Annotated in this window: 14 protein-coding genes; 5 read left to right on the forward strand and 9 right to left on the reverse strand. The window is 41.7% G+C overall.

Translation table 11 applies throughout. The features are described from left to right. Positions 1 to 73 precede the first annotated feature (73 nt). Both IWX76_RS11025 and IWX76_RS11030 read left to right on the forward strand, forming a co-directional pair. The gene (locus IWX76_RS11025; protein WP_196859932.1) at positions 74 to 1,273 is read left to right on the forward strand and encodes a DUF4932 domain-containing protein; all 1,200 of its coding nucleotides are present in this window, start codon (positions 74 to 76) and stop codon (positions 1,271 to 1,273) included. Between the two features lie 17 nt (positions 1,274 to 1,290). Then, positions 1,291 to 2,316 (forward strand): S41 family peptidase, encoded by a 1,026-nt coding sequence (locus IWX76_RS11030; RefSeq protein WP_196859933.1) that lies wholly within the window; start codon positions 1,291 to 1,293, stop codon positions 2,314 to 2,316. On the opposite strand, the gene IWX76_RS11035 is transcribed toward IWX76_RS11030, so the two are convergent. Continuing rightward, on the reverse strand, positions 2,313 to 2,747 hold the full coding sequence (locus IWX76_RS11035; protein WP_196859934.1) for an aspartyl protease family protein: 435 nt from the start codon (positions 2,745 to 2,747) through the stop codon (positions 2,313 to 2,315). The two genes, IWX76_RS11030 and IWX76_RS11035, sit on opposite strands and share 4 nt — an antisense overlap. A gap of 4 nt (positions 2,748 to 2,751) precedes the next feature. Beyond that, on the reverse strand, positions 2,752 to 3,690 hold the full coding sequence (mdh, locus tag IWX76_RS11040; protein WP_196859935.1) for a malate dehydrogenase: 939 nt from the start codon (positions 3,688 to 3,690) through the stop codon (positions 2,752 to 2,754). 152 nt (positions 3,691 to 3,842) lie between these two features. Here mdh and IWX76_RS11045 point away from each other — a divergent pair, with 152 nt between their 5' ends. The 3 genes from IWX76_RS11045 to trxA all read left to right on the forward strand — a co-directional run bounded on the left by IWX76_RS11045 (position 3,843) and on the right by trxA (position 9,220). Then, on the forward strand, positions 3,843 to 4,325 hold the full coding sequence (locus tag IWX76_RS11045) for a lipocalin family protein (protein ID WP_196859936.1): 483 nt from the start codon (positions 3,843 to 3,845) through the stop codon (positions 4,323 to 4,325). A gap of 38 nt (positions 4,326 to 4,363) precedes the next feature. Beyond that, positions 4,364 to 8,797, forward strand: coding sequence for a DNA polymerase III subunit alpha (gene dnaE, locus IWX76_RS11050; protein ID WP_196859937.1), 4,434 nt, complete (start codon positions 4,364 to 4,366; stop codon positions 8,795 to 8,797). A gap of 105 nt (positions 8,798 to 8,902) precedes the next feature. Beyond that, complete coding sequence (trxA, locus tag IWX76_RS11055) at positions 8,903 to 9,220, forward strand: thioredoxin (RefSeq protein WP_196859938.1); 318 nt, start codon at positions 8,903 to 8,905, stop codon at positions 9,218 to 9,220. A gap of 54 nt (positions 9,221 to 9,274) precedes the next feature. On the opposite strand, the gene IWX76_RS11060 is transcribed toward trxA, so the two are convergent. The 7 genes from IWX76_RS11060 to IWX76_RS11090 are packed head-to-tail and all read right to left on the reverse strand — an operon-like array spanning position 9,275 to position 14,950. After that, positions 9,275 to 9,727: a hypothetical protein gene (locus IWX76_RS11060; protein ID WP_196859939.1), complete on the reverse strand. Its 453-nt coding sequence runs from the start codon at positions 9,725 to 9,727 to the stop codon at positions 9,275 to 9,277. A 38-nt stretch (positions 9,728 to 9,765) separates the two neighbouring features. After that, the gene (locus IWX76_RS11065) at positions 9,766 to 10,284 is read right to left on the reverse strand and encodes a hypothetical protein (protein WP_196859940.1); all 519 of its coding nucleotides are present in this window, start codon (positions 10,282 to 10,284) and stop codon (positions 9,766 to 9,768) included. A gap of 34 nt (positions 10,285 to 10,318) precedes the next feature. Continuing rightward, positions 10,319 to 10,879, reverse strand: a complete 561-nt coding sequence (locus IWX76_RS11070) for an RNA polymerase sigma factor (RefSeq protein WP_196859941.1) — start codon at positions 10,877 to 10,879, stop codon at positions 10,319 to 10,321. A gap of 2 nt (positions 10,880 to 10,881) precedes the next feature. After that, positions 10,882 to 11,841 carry a transketolase family protein gene (locus IWX76_RS11075; protein WP_196859942.1) on the reverse strand — a complete coding sequence of 320 codons (960 nt, stop codon included), beginning with the start codon at positions 11,839 to 11,841 and terminating at the stop codon, positions 10,882 to 10,884. Between the two features lie 10 nt (positions 11,842 to 11,851). After that, positions 11,852 to 12,697, reverse strand: a complete 846-nt coding sequence (locus IWX76_RS11080) for a transketolase (RefSeq protein WP_196859943.1) — start codon at positions 12,695 to 12,697, stop codon at positions 11,852 to 11,854. A gap of 56 nt (positions 12,698 to 12,753) precedes the next feature. Next, positions 12,754 to 13,209, reverse strand: a complete 456-nt coding sequence (bcp, locus tag IWX76_RS11085) for a thioredoxin-dependent thiol peroxidase (protein WP_196859944.1) — start codon at positions 13,207 to 13,209, stop codon at positions 12,754 to 12,756. A gap of 19 nt (positions 13,210 to 13,228) precedes the next feature. Beyond that, on the reverse strand, positions 13,229 to 14,950 hold the full coding sequence (locus tag IWX76_RS11090) for a M23 family metallopeptidase (protein ID WP_196859945.1): 1,722 nt from the start codon (positions 14,948 to 14,950) through the stop codon (positions 13,229 to 13,231). Positions 14,951 to 14,952 lie beyond the last annotated feature (2 nt).

Consider the following 14,952-nt stretch of genomic DNA (forward strand, 5'->3'; position numbering starts at 1 on the left):
TGGATATCTTGCGCCTGTCTTGCAACCTATTGTTCTGTAACTTCGTCTGCGGTATAGACTCCAATGTGATATCATGAGATTTTTATATCCTTTAGCATTCTTTCTGGCGCTAACATCAGCCGTTTCGGCGCAGTACAAAACGAAATTGGCAGCACATGCTTTTGTCGGAATACACCCAAACCTCGAGACTTATTTTTTTGTGGAAAAGTTAGCCGTTGAGCATATCAATAACTATGTTTTCAATATAAAAGGAACGGATTATTCTCATCAGCCCATCGTGCACTTCGCTTTCCAACATTTTCAACCCTATCAAAACGATCCGATCGTGATCAGGGTTGCCGAGATCCTGCGGCAACTCCGTGACACTTATCATGACAACGGACCCATCATGGATTATTTAATCAATCAACAGGAATTCCCGGCAAAAGGACCCCGTTTTTCAGCGGCTAACAAAGAATTAGAAAAAGATTCTGCTAAACGGCGCATGACCGCGTTAATGCCCGAGCTAAGGGATAGCTTAAGAAGCTTTTACCGCAAAGCAGACGTTGGTGGCTTCCTCCAAAAGAACCACCATTTCTACCAGGGCGCCATTAGGGAAGTGGCTAAAAACATCCACCCATCTGCCTTTCCGGCCATCGAGAAGTGGTATGGAAAAACCTTTCCACAGTATGAGCTTTACATCTCGCCGGCCATGCCCATTACTCCTGGCGATGACAGTTACCGCGGATATGGCGCCCAGATTTCTTTTCCTGGTGGAAAAATTCCCTCCATGGTGGTCAGCTCCAGCAAAATGCTGACACCATTAGCTAACCTTAACCAGTATCAGGAATATGGTTTTGATAACCGTGATGTTACCCAATTTGTGGCCTATCACGAAATTATTCATTCTTTTGTAAACCCGGTTCTGGAGAAATATGCCGATGAACTGAAAGCGGATTCTGATTTATATATCCAGGAATGGAAAGAGAAAATGGCACCTTATGGTATTTCCGACTGGTACATCTGTGTTACTGAACACTTGGTGAGGCTTGGGGAAATTCGCATTGCCTTAGCTATGGGTAATGCTCAGGAAGCAGACCGTTTAAGAAAACTCCATGTGGAAGAACAGTACTTTGTGTTGCTGCCTTTGCTGGAAAAAGAAATTGTAGTGTATGAGGCCGACCGGGTAAAATATCTCAGTTTTGAAAATTACTTGCCACGATTGGTCAGTTATTTTCGTTCGTTAACACCCGAGCAGGTTAGCGCGCAATTTTTAAAATATAACACCCCGTAGACATCAATAATAAAATCATGAGTAAATACTTCATTTTTCTTTGCATTTGTTTTATTTCAATTTCCACTCAGGCACAACACGCACCAGCACCTATGGTAGATAGTGTTAAAACATTTTTGGATCGTAGCCTGCAACTTATTAAAGATAACGCGCTGAATAAGGACAAAGTAGATTGGGATAACCTTAAGGAGCAGGTTTACCTGAAGGTGGCCGGTGCAAAAACCTATGAGGACCTTACTCCAGCCTATCCTTTTATCTTTGAACAGATCGATGACCATCACGGTCGTTTTATTATCCATCAGCAATCTTATGGCTGGAAAGGTAATACACAACCTCCGGTGAACGATTACCTCCGAAACGCAATCAAGGAAAGGACAGAGGTACATGCAGAGAAAATAGGAAAAGACATCGTTTACCTTTCAATTCCAGGCAATAACGATTTTGGCAATAATCACCTTGACAGTATTGGCCGGAGTATTAAACAAGCCATTGCAAAAATACACGACAAACACATCAAGGGCTGGATACTGGATTTAAGGTTAAACTCTGGAGGGAATATGTACCCGATGTTTGCAGGTTTAACAGATTTTTTAGGGGAGGGAAAAATTGGCGGCTTTGTTACACCGACTTATCAACCCGATGGGAACTGGATCATCATAAAGGGTGCCTTTTATGTTGATTTGATAAAAGTGTCAGCTTTACCTTATAGTGGTTATCCCATTAAGACAGACTTGCCCATTGCGGTGTTGATAGATGAAAAAACGGCAAGTGCAGGAGAAATGGTGGCCATAGCTACCATTGGCAGACCTAAGTCGGTAAGGATTGGGGAGACAAGTGCTGGCTACACCACAGTGAACCAGGGTTTCAAGATAAATGACGTTGCTGGACTGAACCTTGCCGTTGCCTATGCAACGGATCGAAATGGCAAGGTTTATCCAAAAAACCTGGAGCCTGATATTGTGGTGAAAGGTGGCGACCACTTTGAAAAACTAAGCGACGATCACAAAGTAAAGGAAGCTATAACCTGGCTAAGGAAAAACTAAGATAACCTCACCACCAGTTTCTTGTAATCAATCACCGCCTTGAATTTTCTTAAAATATCACCACCAATAATGGCTGCAATCACAGGATGACCCAGGTGTTCATAGGTATCATTTACACTCTGCAGGTCTAAACCCACAGTTGTATATTTCTTTAATTTAAGTTTGCCTATTTTTAATACCGGCAGGGTAGCCAGTACCGTGTTAGAGGTGGTGAATAAGGTCGTAGCCTGGTGATCCTCACTATGCTCGTCTTCCGCTAACGTAATGTCTGTCAGGTGGTGGTTCAGCAAGGTTTTATCAAATACCGTTCTGGAGGCACCTGTATCCAAAACTGCCAGATGCTTTTCACCAAAAACAACAATTTCCACCAAAAGGTGGAAACCGTCGTCTTGTAAATTGATTAATTTTAAAGGGATTTTAATTTTCTTCATGCAATTAAACCAGTTTCATATCGCTCAATACATTATTCATTGCCCTCACAGCATCAGCACTTTTGTTAAAGGCAGCTTGTTCGGTGTCGGTCAGTTTATAATCGATGATCGTTTCCCAGCCATTGCGGCCAACAATAACCGGTACGCCTAAACATATGTCCGATTGTCCATATTCACCTTCCAGTGATACACAGCAGGTAAACAGTTTTTTCTCATCACGAACAATGCTTTCTACCAGGGCTGCACCAGCAGCACCGGGAGCATACCAGGCCGATGTGCCTAATAAACCTGTCAGGGTAGCTCCGCCTACCATGGTATCGGCCGCAACTTTGTCTAATATTGATTGTTCCAGCAACTCGCTTACCGGTAAGCTTTGGTATGTGGCGTAACGTGTTAAAGGGATCATAGTTGTATCGCCATGGCCACCAATTACAAAGCCTTGCAAATCATTTGAATTGCAATTTAAAGCTACACTTAAATAATATTTGAAACGGGCACTATCTAATGTGCCACCCATACCGATGATTCTGTTTTTCGGTAAACCCAGGCTTTTCAGTGCCAGGTAGGTCATGGTATCCATGGGGTTACTAATCACAATGATAATGGCATCCGGACTAAACTTTAAGATGTTTTCAGCCACTCCTTTTACAATGCCGGCGTTAATACCAATCAGCTCTTCGCGGGTCATTCCCGGCTTGCGGGGTAGACCCGAAGTGATCACGGCAACTGCCGATCCGGCTGTTTTACTGTAGTCGTTCGTAACGCCTGTAATTTTGGTGTCGAAACCTAATAATGCAGCAGTCTGCATCATGTCGATGGCTTTACCTTCGGCAAAACCTTCTTTGATATCTAATAAAACAAGTTCCTGGGCGAGTTCTTTTCTGGCGATATTATCGGCACAAGTAGCACCTACGGCGCCTGCACCTACAACAGTTATTTTCATACACTAAATTTAATTTGGATGAATGTCCATTTGTTGAACAAGTTATCAATTTCAGGCTTTATAAAAAATGGTTTTTAAAACTTTATGTTTCCTTAGGGGTTTTATGAGAAAGAATTTACATTTGCTTCATAGTAAATAAACAATGGCCTATTATGGATAACACACCCGTAGAAAAAGTAGATGTTCTTTCCTTTGCAGGGAAGTGGTTCGCACTGTATGTGATACCCACTTTCATGAACACCCACTGGCGTCAGACTACAGAAACCTTTGTCATCCATCCCGATGGTTATTATGCTGTATTTACTACTTATAAAGTTATTGGCGAAGATAAACAAAAGTATATGCGCAGTAAACTCTTTACCGTGCGTGGTACCGGCAATGCAGAGTATAAAGCGCAGCTGGTGTGGCCCTTTAAAGTAGATTACTGGATTATTGAAATGCCCGAAGATTACTCCTATGTGGTGGTTGGTCACCCCGAACATAAATTCCTTTCCATCATGGCTAGAAAGCCAACCATAGCCCCGGAATTGATTCAAGATATTATTAGCCGTTGTAAAGCAAAAGGTTACGATATGAGTAAGCTAATTGCTCAAGATCACAAGCCAAATACTAAAGACAAAGCCAGGGTACATTAAGAAATATGCGGTAGAAAATCCGTAAATTTACACCCGATATGTATTTGATTTTTGATACCGAAACCACCGGACTTCCTGGTAATTATAATGCGCCTGTTTCTGCAACCGACAACTGGCCACGCTGTATACAAATTGCGTGGCAGCTGCACGATGAGTATGGCAGGCTGATAGAAAATCAGGATTATTTAGTGCGTCCGGATGGTTTTAATATCCCTTATGATGCAGAGCGGATTCACGGTATCTCTACCGAATTGGCTTTAGAACAGGGTGTTCCTCTACATGATGTACTGGTTAAATTCAATGAGGCTTTAGAAAAAGCTGAGTTTTTAGTTGGACAGAATGTGGGCTTCGACCTCAACATCATGGGTTGTGAATTTTTCCGTCTGGGTATGGATAACCGCATGGCCGAAATGCCAGTTTTGGACACCTGTACAGAAATTACGGCCGAATTGCTGCAGCTACCCGGTGGCCGTGGGGGCAGGTTTAAACTGCCAAATTTAACAGAACTTCACCAGTACTTATTTGGCGAACCTTTTTCAGAGGCACACAATGCAACCGCCGATGTGGAAGCCACTACCCGTTGTTTTTTGCAATTGCTAAAAAGCGGTGGTTACAAACCAGAACAGTTACGCCGCGACAACGATTACCTGAAGGCTTTCAAAGAATATAATCCCGGCATCATCCAGCGTGCAGGTTTAACACATGTTAACCTGAAAGCCGCTTCCGAAGCTTTACGAGCACGGTTGCAAAAAGCCGAGGGTGGCGATATTTCTAAACAAACTTTAAAAGAAAACCGACTTGAATTACAGGATGTGCCTTTTGTGCACCTGCATAATCATACACAATTTTCTGTGTTGCAGTCGACCATTAATATACCTGCCTTAATTAAAGCTGCTGCGGCCGATGATATGCCTGCAGTAGCCATGACCGATCATGCCAACATGATGGGTGCCTTTCACTTCGTAAGTCAGGTGCTTAACCATAACAAAGGGGTAGAAGCCAAGCACAAGGAGGCCCTGGAAAAAGGGGAAGAACCTACCGGTCAAATTATCAAGCCGATAATCGGTGTTGAGTTTTTCGTCTGTGAAAATCACCTCGATAAAAGTCGTAAAGACAATGGTTTCCAGATTGTATTGCTGGCAAAGAATAAAAATGGCTATCACAACCTGGCCAAAATGTCGTCTATTGCTTATACCAAAGGGTTCTATTATGTACCCCGGATCGACCGTGCAGTCATTGAGCAATATAAAGACGATATTATTGTACTTTCGGGTAACTTGTATGGCGAGATTCCCAGCAAGGTATTAAACGTTGGTGAAAACCAGGCCGAAGAAGCACTGATCTGGTGGAAAGAAATGTTTGGTGCCGACTTTTATATCGAACTCCTGCGTCACCACCAGGAAGATGAAAACATTGTAAATAAGTCGCTAGTTCTTCTGGCTAAAAAGCATGACGTAAAGGTGGTGGCCACCAACAACACGTATTACATCAATAAGAAGGATGCCAATGCACATGATATTTTGCTATGTGTAAAAGATGGCGAAAAACAGGCCACACCTATAGGACGCGGACGTGGTTTCCGTTATGGCTTGCCTAATCAGGAATATTACTTTAAATCGGCCGAAGAAATGAAAGCGCTTTTCGCTGATTTACCTGAAGCCATTGTGAATATCCAGGAAATTGTAGATAAGGTAGAAATTTATAAACTGGCCCGTGAGGTATTATTACCTAAATTTGGTATTCCCGATGAGTTTCTGGTAGCGGAAGATGAAACCGATGCCGGTAAAAGGGGCGAGAATAAATACTTGCGACACCTCAGTTATGAAGGTGCCCGTAAACGTTATGGCGAAATTACGCCTGCTATACAGGAAAGGCTCGACTTTGAGCTACAAACCATCGAGAAAACCGGTTACCCGGGTTACTTCCTGATTGTACAGGATTTTATTGCTGAAGCAAGAAAGCTTGATGTATCAGTTGGCCCTGGCAGGGGTTCTGCTGCGGGTTCTGTAGTGGCCTACTGTTTGTGGATTACCAATATTGACCCCATTAAATACGATTTACTATTTGAGCGTTTCCTGAACCCCGACAGGGTTTCCATGCCCGATATCGACATCGATTTTGATGATGAAGGCAGGGGCCGTGTAATGGATTACGTGATCAATAAATATGGCGCTAACCAGGTGGCACAGATCATCACCTATGGTACCATGGCCGCTAAATCTTCTATAAAAGATACAGCCAGGGTATTAGACCTCCCACTTTTTGAAGCCAACAGAATAGCCAAGCTCATTCCTAATATGAAATTGGCTAAGATCTTTAACCTCGATGAGAAAAGTCTTAAAGATAGCTTGCGCCCTGATGAGTATGAAAGGGTAACAGAACTTAAATCCATTGCCAATGCCAGAGATTTAAGTGCCGAAACCATTACCCAGGCGCAGATATTGGAAGGCTCCTTGCGTAATACGGGTATCCATGCCTGCGGGGTTATTATCACCCCTTCAGACATTACCAATTTTGTCCCTGTAGCTACCGCTAAAGATTCTGACCTCTATGTAACCCAGTTTGATAACTCGGTGGTGGAAAGTGCCGGACTGTTGAAGATGGACTTTTTAGGACTAAAAACGCTTACCCTTATTAAGGATACCGTTAAGCTGGTGAAACTTAGAAGTGGTATTGAGCTGGATCCTGATACCTTCCCCATTGATGATGTAAAGACTTACGAGCTCTTTCAGCGTGGCGAAACCATAGGTATCTTCCAGTACGAGTCTAACGGGATGCAGAAGTACATGAAGGAGTTAAAACCGACGGTTTTCGACGATTTAATTGCCATGAATGCCTTGTACCGACCGGGACCAATGGAGTACATCCCTAGTTTCGTTCGCCGTAAAAATGGTGAAGAGGAGATTAAATATGATCTTGATGCCTGTGAAGAATACCTGAAAGAAACATACGGTATTACCGTTTACCAGGAACAGGTGATGCTTCTGTCGCAAAAGCTGGCTGGTTTTACCAAAGGTGAAGCCGACGTACTGCGTAAGGCGATGGGTAAAAAGCAAAAGGAAGTACTGGATAAAATGAAACCTAAGTTTGTGGCGCAAGCAGCAGAAAAAGGCCATTCTCCAGTAGTTTTAGAGAAAATATGGAAAGATTGGGAAGCTTTTGCCTCCTATGCCTTTAATAAAAGTCACTCCACCTGTTATGCCTGGATTGCCTACCAGACCGCCTACCTGAAGGCCCATTACCCTGCGGAATACATGGCGGCGGTATTGTCAAACAATATGAGTGACATCAAACAAGTGGCTTTCTTTATGGAAGAATGCCGACAAATGAATGTGCAGGTTCTAGGGCCAGATGTGAATGAATCGGATATCAAGTTCTCTGTAAACGACAGGGGAGAGGTTCGCTTCGGACTGTCGGGTGTAAAAGGTGTTGGTGAAAAAGCTGTAGAAAGTATTATTGAAGAAAGGAATGCCAGTGGATTTTTTACCAGCATATACGACTTTGCCAAACGCTCTAACACGAGGACGGTTAATAAAAAGGCCTACGAGAGTTTTGTACACAGTGGTGCCTTTGATAGTTTTGGTTTTCACCGCGCACAATATTTCTTTACCGGCATTAATGATAAGTTGAACGGCATAGAAAAGCTGATTAAATATGCAAACGACTTTCAGAATAATGAATCTTCATCACAATCGTCGTTATTTGGTGGCACTATTGCCGACTTGATTCTTGAACCTTCTTTACCGGTAGCTCCCGAATGGAGTATTATTGATAAACTGAAATACGAGAAAGACGCCATTGGTATCTTTTTAAGCGGTCACCCGCTAGATAATTATAAATTCGAACTAAAGGAATTTTGCCGCCAGAAAGTTAAACACCTTATTGTGGTAAATAAAGTGAGAATGGGTGATACCAATGAAGAGGTGTTGCAGGAATTTGAATCATTGAAAAATAAGGAGCTGGTGGTTGGCGGTTTAGTGGTGCTTGCAGAGCAGCGCATGACAAAAACAGGAAAGCCTTTCGGTACGCTGGTATTTGAAGATTATGATGACAGTTGTGAACTGGCTTTGTTTGGTGAGGATTTTATCAAGTTCAAACAATTCCTTACCGACGGGTACTTTTTACGAATTACAGGTATGGTGGGAGAGCGTTTCCGTAAAGAAGGCGACTGGGAATTTAAGGTAACTTCTATGGCCTTGTTATCTGACCTGAGGGATAAACTGGCGAAATGTATGACTATCCAAATCCCTATAGAACAGATTAATGAGGATTTCATTAAGGGGGTAAATGCCATTATTGAAGATAATAAGGTCAGCACTGAGCAGCAAAACTGTAAGTTAGATTTCGAGGTATACGACCGGGAACAGAATATCCTGCTGCGCATGCCTTCTAAGTCGATAAAAATTAATCCTAATAACCATTTTATGGAGCAGTTAGAGAATATGCAGGTCATGGATTATAAGTTGAACTAATGTCATTTTGGCATTGCTATTATGATGGCATTAGTATTGATTATATATTTGTGTCCGTTAAGAATTAAGGATTAAACCGAGAATAATTATATAAAAATAGAAATTATGGCAATAGAAATCACCGATGCAAACTTTGAAGAGCTTGTATTAAAATCAGATAAACCCGTATTAGTTGACTTTTGGGCAGAATGGTGTGGTCCATGTCGCATGGTAGGACCTGTTGTAGATGAGATCTCCAAAGACTATGAAGGAAAAGCAGTTGTTGGTAAAGTTAATGTTGACAACAATCCTCAAATCTCTACACAATTTGGTATCCGTAACATTCCTGCTTTATTGTTCTTTAAAAATGGTGAAGTGGTTGATAAACAAGTTGGTGCCGTTCCAAAATCTGTGTTAGCACAGAAACTAGATAAACAATTGTAAGTTAAATGACCTATAAAAAAGGCCTCTGCATAACGCAGAGGCCTTTTTTTATGTTTAATCTCTATTTCTGTTATTCCGGTATCGGTTAAGTAATTCCTTTTTAAAGGTTTCCTGTGCCCGATAATACTTTCCTACTGTTTTAATGGGTAGCTGCGATTTTAACTGGTTATAGTATTTCTTATCGATGCTTAGCGCTTTTTGCTTAATGTTAAGCTCATTGGTAATTAGCGATTGTACTTGCACATCAGACAAAGCTTCTATTTCTTCAATTTTTCTAAAGCTGATCATTTTTTGGCCACGTTCTTTCCTTAATGCGGCTTGTTCGGCCTGCCAATTTTTATAAATAGGCCAAAATATCTTTGCTTCTGCAGCAGAAAGCTCCAGTTTATCGGTTAGGTACTGCACTTTATAAGTTTCTATTTCATTACTCCTGTTTTCAGGACGCTGTGCAGAGGCATAAAGCGTAATACTGAAGAATAGAACAACTAATAAGCTTAATTTTTTCATAGGATTATATTAATAGGCAACGTTGTGCCATATAGGTCTTACAGGTTCGTTACAATATCGGACTGTGAGTAGTTGTTTAAAATATATTCTTCCAGTTCCTTTTCGTTCGCAGCAGCGGTGGTATTCGTCAGCTGGTCATCGTTTACTGCATCAATAACCTGGTCTTCATTAAGTTCGAACAAGATTTGTTCATAACTTAGTTCTGTAGCCACAGGTTGAGCAGGTATAGATTGTTGGTTGTTTATATATAACCCAGATGCAGCAACCAAGATAAAACAGGCTGCAGTAGCATATTTAAATAGATCTGTTTGCCATAAGCGAATTATTTTCGCTTGTTTAACAGCTGGTTGTTGTATTTTACTGTTAATTTTAGTGTGCAGCTGTTCGAAATAGAGTTCTGGAACAGTAAAACCATTGCTAATATGGAGTGCCTTTAACCGTTCAACTGCAATGCGCGTTTGAATCTCCTGGTTTAGCTGCTCAAAATAATTATCGGGCACCGCAAAATCAGCTCCTCCAAATCTTCCCTTTAAGTTATCTTCTATTTCATTATCCATAACATGTATATTGATACATTAAATTGCAAAAGGTTTAAAAGGTAATGTCTTCATTTAGCATAAAAGTTTCAATTTTCTTAACAGCAATATGGAAAGATGCCTTTAAAGCGCCTACGCTGGTCCCCAAAACGGCCGATATTTCTTCGTACTTCAGGTCGTCATAATACTTCATGTTAAAAACCAGCCGTTGTTTTTCGGGTAAGGTTAATATGGCTTGCTGTAGTTTTAAAGCGGCTTTATCGCCGTTAAAATAGGAGGGTTCCACCAAGCTTTCTGCAAGTTCTGCAGATACTTCATCTAATGGCGTATTGTTTTTTAACTTTTTCTTATTGAGAAAAGTAATGGATTCATTGGTGGCAATCCTGTAGATCCAGGTATATAACTGAGAGTCGTTGCGAAACTTTCCCAGGTTCTTCCATACTTTGATGAAAACCTCTTGTACCAGGTCGTCAGCATCATCATGGTCGATTACCAGACGGCGTACATGCCAGTAGATCTTCTGTTGATATTTGTTTAAAAGCAGGTTAAAGGCTTCATTCCTGGTGTTCTCCAGAGAGAATTTTTCAATGATTTCTGCATCTTCAACCTGCTTCATATTTATTTTTTGCGTTTAATCACTTTTTGTGCCGCTTCAACAATGTTAATGGTGTCTAAACCATATTTGGTCATTAATTGGTCTGGCGTACCGCTTTCGCCGAAGCTGTCATTAACAGCAACAAATTCTTGCGGTGATGGTAGTTCTGTAGACAAAAGTCGTGCTACACTTTCTCCAAGGCCCCCAAATTTATTGTGCTCCTCAGCGGTTACCACGCAACCTGTCTTTCTGATCGATTTTAAAATCGCTTCTTCATCCAATGGTTTAATGGTGTGTATGTTGATGATTTCTGCCTCTATACCCATCTCCGCTAATTGCTCACCTGCTTCAATTGCTTTCCAAACCATGTGGCCGGTAGCAATAATGGTTACGTCGGTTCCTTCGTCAACCATCCAGGCTTTACCAATTTCAAACTTCTGGTCTGCAGCTGTAAACACAGGCAATACCGGGCGGCCGAAACGCAGGTAAACTGGTCCTTCATATTCTGCGATAGCTATGGTTGCTGCTTTGGTCTGGTTGTAATCACATGTGTTGATTACGGTCATACCCGGAAGCATTTTCATTAAACCAATATCTTCCAGAATCTGGTGGGTAGCACCATCTTCACCTAAAGTTAAACCAGCGTGCGAAGCACAGATTTTAACATTTTTGTTAGAGTAAGCTACCGACTGACGGATCTGGTCGTAAACACGGCCAGTAGAGAAATTGGCGAAAGTTCCTGTAAAAGGTACTTTTCCACCAATGGTTAAACCTGCAGCAATACCAATCATATTGGCTTCGGCAATTCCGATCTGGAAAAAGCGTTCTGGGAATTCTTTAATAAAAGCATCCATTTTCAAAGAACCAACAAGATCTGCACAAAGTGCAACAACTTCAGGATTCTTTTTTCCAGCTTCCAAAAGTCCGGCGCCAAATCCAGAGCGAGTATCTTTTTTTTCTGTGTATGTATATTTTTTTCTCACGGGGTTCTGATTAATAGTCTTTTAAAGTGCTGGTTAATTGTACAAGAGAGGCTTCCAGTTGCTCATCATTTGGAGCAACACCATGCCATTTATGCGATCCCATCATGAAATCTACACCACTACCCATTTGTGTACTCATTAAGTTCAAAATAGGTTTACCTTTTCCGGTCAGTGATTTTGCATAATGCAAGGCCTTAACCAGGTCTTCCATATCATTACCATTAGAAGTTACTACTTGCCATCCAAAAGCTTCAAACTTTGCCTGCAGGTTAGCCATAGACAATACCTTTTCGGTTGGTCCATCAATCTGTTGACCGTTATAGTCCACAGTTGCGATCAGGTTGTCTACTTTATTGTGTGGAGCGAACATAATGGCTTCCCAGTTTTGTCCTTCCTGTAACTCACCATCACCCATTAAAGTGAATACCAGTGAGGTATCTTTGTTTACTTTTTTAGCTAAGGCCGCGCCGATGGCAACCGATAAACCCTGGCCTAAAGAGCCAGAGGCAATACGTACGCCCGGAAGGTGCTCGTGTGTGGTTGGGTGACCTTGTAAACGGGTATTCAATTTTCTGAATGTCGCTAATTCACTCGGGTCAAAATAACCAGCTCTCGCCAATACGCTATACCATACAGGAGATATATGACCATTAGACAGGAAGAAAAGATCTTCGCCTACGCCGTTCATGTTAAAATCTGTGTTGTGATTCATTACCTCAAAATATAATGCGGTCAAGAAATCTGCACAGCCTAGTGATCCTCCTGGATGTCCGGATTGGCATCCATGAACCATCCTTACAATATCTCTTCTTACTTGAGAAGCGATATCTTCTAATTCATTGATTGTCTGTTTCATTAACTTGGAATTGGTTTATACTAGCAAATGTAATTATTTACTTGTTGAATTGACATTTATTTTAAAAGCGCTAAAACCTGCGCTGTTGCATTTTTTGTATCTACTTTATCAATAATGTGGATAAGTATTCCTGCCTCATCGATGAGGAAGGTTTTACGTGCAATACCCATGTATTTCTTGCCATACATGTTCTTCTCCACCCATACGCCATAGTTTTCCACAATTTTTTTGTCCGTATCGGCTATCAGTGGAAAAGGCAGGTTATGTTTAGCAATGAATTTCCGGTGCGAAGCTTCGTCGTCGGCACTTACGCCCAATACTACAATGCCTTGTGCAACCAAACTTTGGTAATTGTCCCTAAAATCACAGGCTTCTGTAGTACAGCCAGGGGTGCTGTCTTTAGGGTAAAAATAAAGAACTACTTTTTGTCCTGCGAACTGACTTAAGCTTATTTCATTTCCGTCCTGATCGTTTGCTGTAAAATCAGGAGCTTTCTGGCCTTCGTTGATCATGTGTTACAATTTTAAAGGTTTACCTGTAAAAATCCAGGTTTAATGTTTTTACATTATTTTTCATATCGTCAACCACCAGTTTTAAACTGTGTTTGCCGGGTTTTGTGCGTTCATCAAAAGTATGCCACAGGGTAGCGGTTTTGCTATCAAATTCCATCAGGATCCATTTGCCATCCAGGTAACCGTTAAAGCTCTTGAGGCCTGACAGGTTATCACGGAGTTTAAAACTCATTTTGCTGATGCCGGCCATGTTTTTCCCAAAACTGATGTTTATTGGTGTAATGGTAGGGGCAAGGGTATCAATGGCAATAAAAAAGCTACCGAAATTTCGAGGTTTAGCTTTCACATAACCATCTTCAAAGTATCCACCTTGTGAGGCGCGGTTAATATTTACAATCACTGCTTTATCTTTAAAAGGAAACAGCGCTGTATCAGCTTTTATCCATAAATCGTATCCACTGTGTAAGGGCGTTAAGTTATTGTGTATAACGTGTATCTGCGAATAGGCATTTGTTGCTGGTTTCGGTTTTACAGCATACGTGAAGAATAAATCGCTATATAAACTTCCCTTAGGTACCACTACCTTCAGGTCTTTTTTATTGAACTCATTTTGATGTTGATAAGGGAAAATTATTCCAGGAGGTTTTGTGCGTACAGGTACCGTGGCCTGTGGGTTTCCTTTCACCTTAAAGGTCAGGCTGCTTTGGTTTCCACTGGCATCTGTTACGGTATACTTCACATCATGCAGGGCGTTATCCACAATGTTGATGCGACCATTATTGACCAGGTTATAATAAATGAGCAAAGGGTTACCGGGGTCAACAAAGCTTTTTTGAATGCTGACTCTCGATTTTACATAGGCTGGGTAGTCAATATGTGAGTTAATGGCTTTACTGTTTTCAAACCTGAATTGTTCCAATGCAGAAGTAAAAACCACTTGTCCGTCAACTTCCAATTGAATGGAATAAACACCATTATTACCAGAAGCGCCGTTATGTTTGTCGTTCACCGTAATGCCAAAGCCTACTTCGCCACTCAGGTTAATGGTATTTACATTTTTAAGTTTGTAAACACCAGCGCCGCCACTTAGCTGGAAATACTGTTTAGGTACAAATTCATCGAAAGGTTCGTGGTTTAAGCGGTAAACATACATGGAAGATATGACCGGGGGAATGTTATCTGCCACTTCCATGCCCAATAGCTGCGGGTTTAAGGTCGCTTCTGTCTTGGTATCCCTGATTTCGAAATGCAGGTGAGGGCCACCAGAGCTTCCGCGGTTACCCGAGTAGCCAATAATATCGCCTTTGCGTACCGGTAGTATGCTTGCGCCGGGGAAGGCATCAAGCTCAAAAGTCTGTTTTTCGTACTGTAAAGTCTCCACATAGGTGGAAATTTTAGGATTAAAACGTTGTAAGTGCCCGTATACGGATGTGAAACCATTAGGGTGATCAATGTACACCGCCAAGCCAAAGCCACTGTTCTGCACCCTTGCGCGAGACACAAAGCCATCTTCAATCGCATATACCGGGTAGCCTTCGCGCTGGTTGGTACGGTAATCCAGTCCGGAGTGGAAATGGTTCCCCCTGATTTCGCCAAAGGAACCAGAAAGTGCCGGTGGTTGTATGGCTAATGGAGATCTGAAATTAACCAGCGGGTATTTATAGGTGCTAAATATTTGTTGTGCGTTAACTAAGGTAGAAAGGCAGATAAATAGGAAGAGTAGGGTGTACGTTTTAAACATTA

Source organism: Pedobacter sp. CAN_A7 (assembly GCF_015752175.1).
Lineage (GTDB): Bacteria > Bacteroidota > Bacteroidia > Sphingobacteriales > Sphingobacteriaceae > Pedobacter.

Bases quoted from the DNA above. Each gene is read 5' to 3' on its own strand.
- IWX76_RS11025 (WP_196859932.1), top strand. From the start codon at position 74: ATGAGATTTTTATATCCTTTAGCATTCTTTCTGGCGCTAACATCAGCC.
- IWX76_RS11030 (WP_196859933.1), top strand. From the start codon at position 1,291: ATGAGTAAATACTTCATTTTTCTTTGCATTTGTTTTATTTCAATTTCC.
- IWX76_RS11035 (WP_196859934.1), bottom strand. From the start codon at position 2,747: ATGAAGAAAATTAAAATCCCTTTAAAATTAATCAATTTACAAGACGAC.
- mdh (WP_196859935.1), bottom strand. From the start codon at position 3,690: ATGAAAATAACTGTTGTAGGTGCAGGCGCCGTAGGTGCTACTTGTGCC.
- IWX76_RS11045 (WP_196859936.1), top strand. From the start codon at position 3,843: ATGGATAACACACCCGTAGAAAAAGTAGATGTTCTTTCCTTTGCAGGG.
- dnaE (WP_196859937.1), top strand. From the start codon at position 4,364: ATGTATTTGATTTTTGATACCGAAACCACCGGACTTCCTGGTAATTAT.
- trxA (WP_196859938.1), top strand. From the start codon at position 8,903: ATGGCAATAGAAATCACCGATGCAAACTTTGAAGAGCTTGTATTAAAA.
- IWX76_RS11060 (WP_196859939.1), bottom strand. From the start codon at position 9,727: ATGAAAAAATTAAGCTTATTAGTTGTTCTATTCTTCAGTATTACGCTT.
- IWX76_RS11065 (WP_196859940.1), bottom strand. From the start codon at position 10,284: ATGGATAATGAAATAGAAGATAACTTAAAGGGAAGATTTGGAGGAGCT.
- IWX76_RS11070 (WP_196859941.1), bottom strand. From the start codon at position 10,879: ATGAAGCAGGTTGAAGATGCAGAAATCATTGAAAAATTCTCTCTGGAG.
- IWX76_RS11080 (WP_196859943.1), bottom strand. From the start codon at position 12,697: ATGAAACAGACAATCAATGAATTAGAAGATATCGCTTCTCAAGTAAGA.
- bcp (WP_196859944.1), bottom strand. From the start codon at position 13,209: ATGATCAACGAAGGCCAGAAAGCTCCTGATTTTACAGCAAACGATCAG.
- IWX76_RS11090 (WP_196859945.1), bottom strand. From the start codon at position 14,950: ATGTTTAAAACGTACACCCTACTCTTCCTATTTATCTGCCTTTCTACC.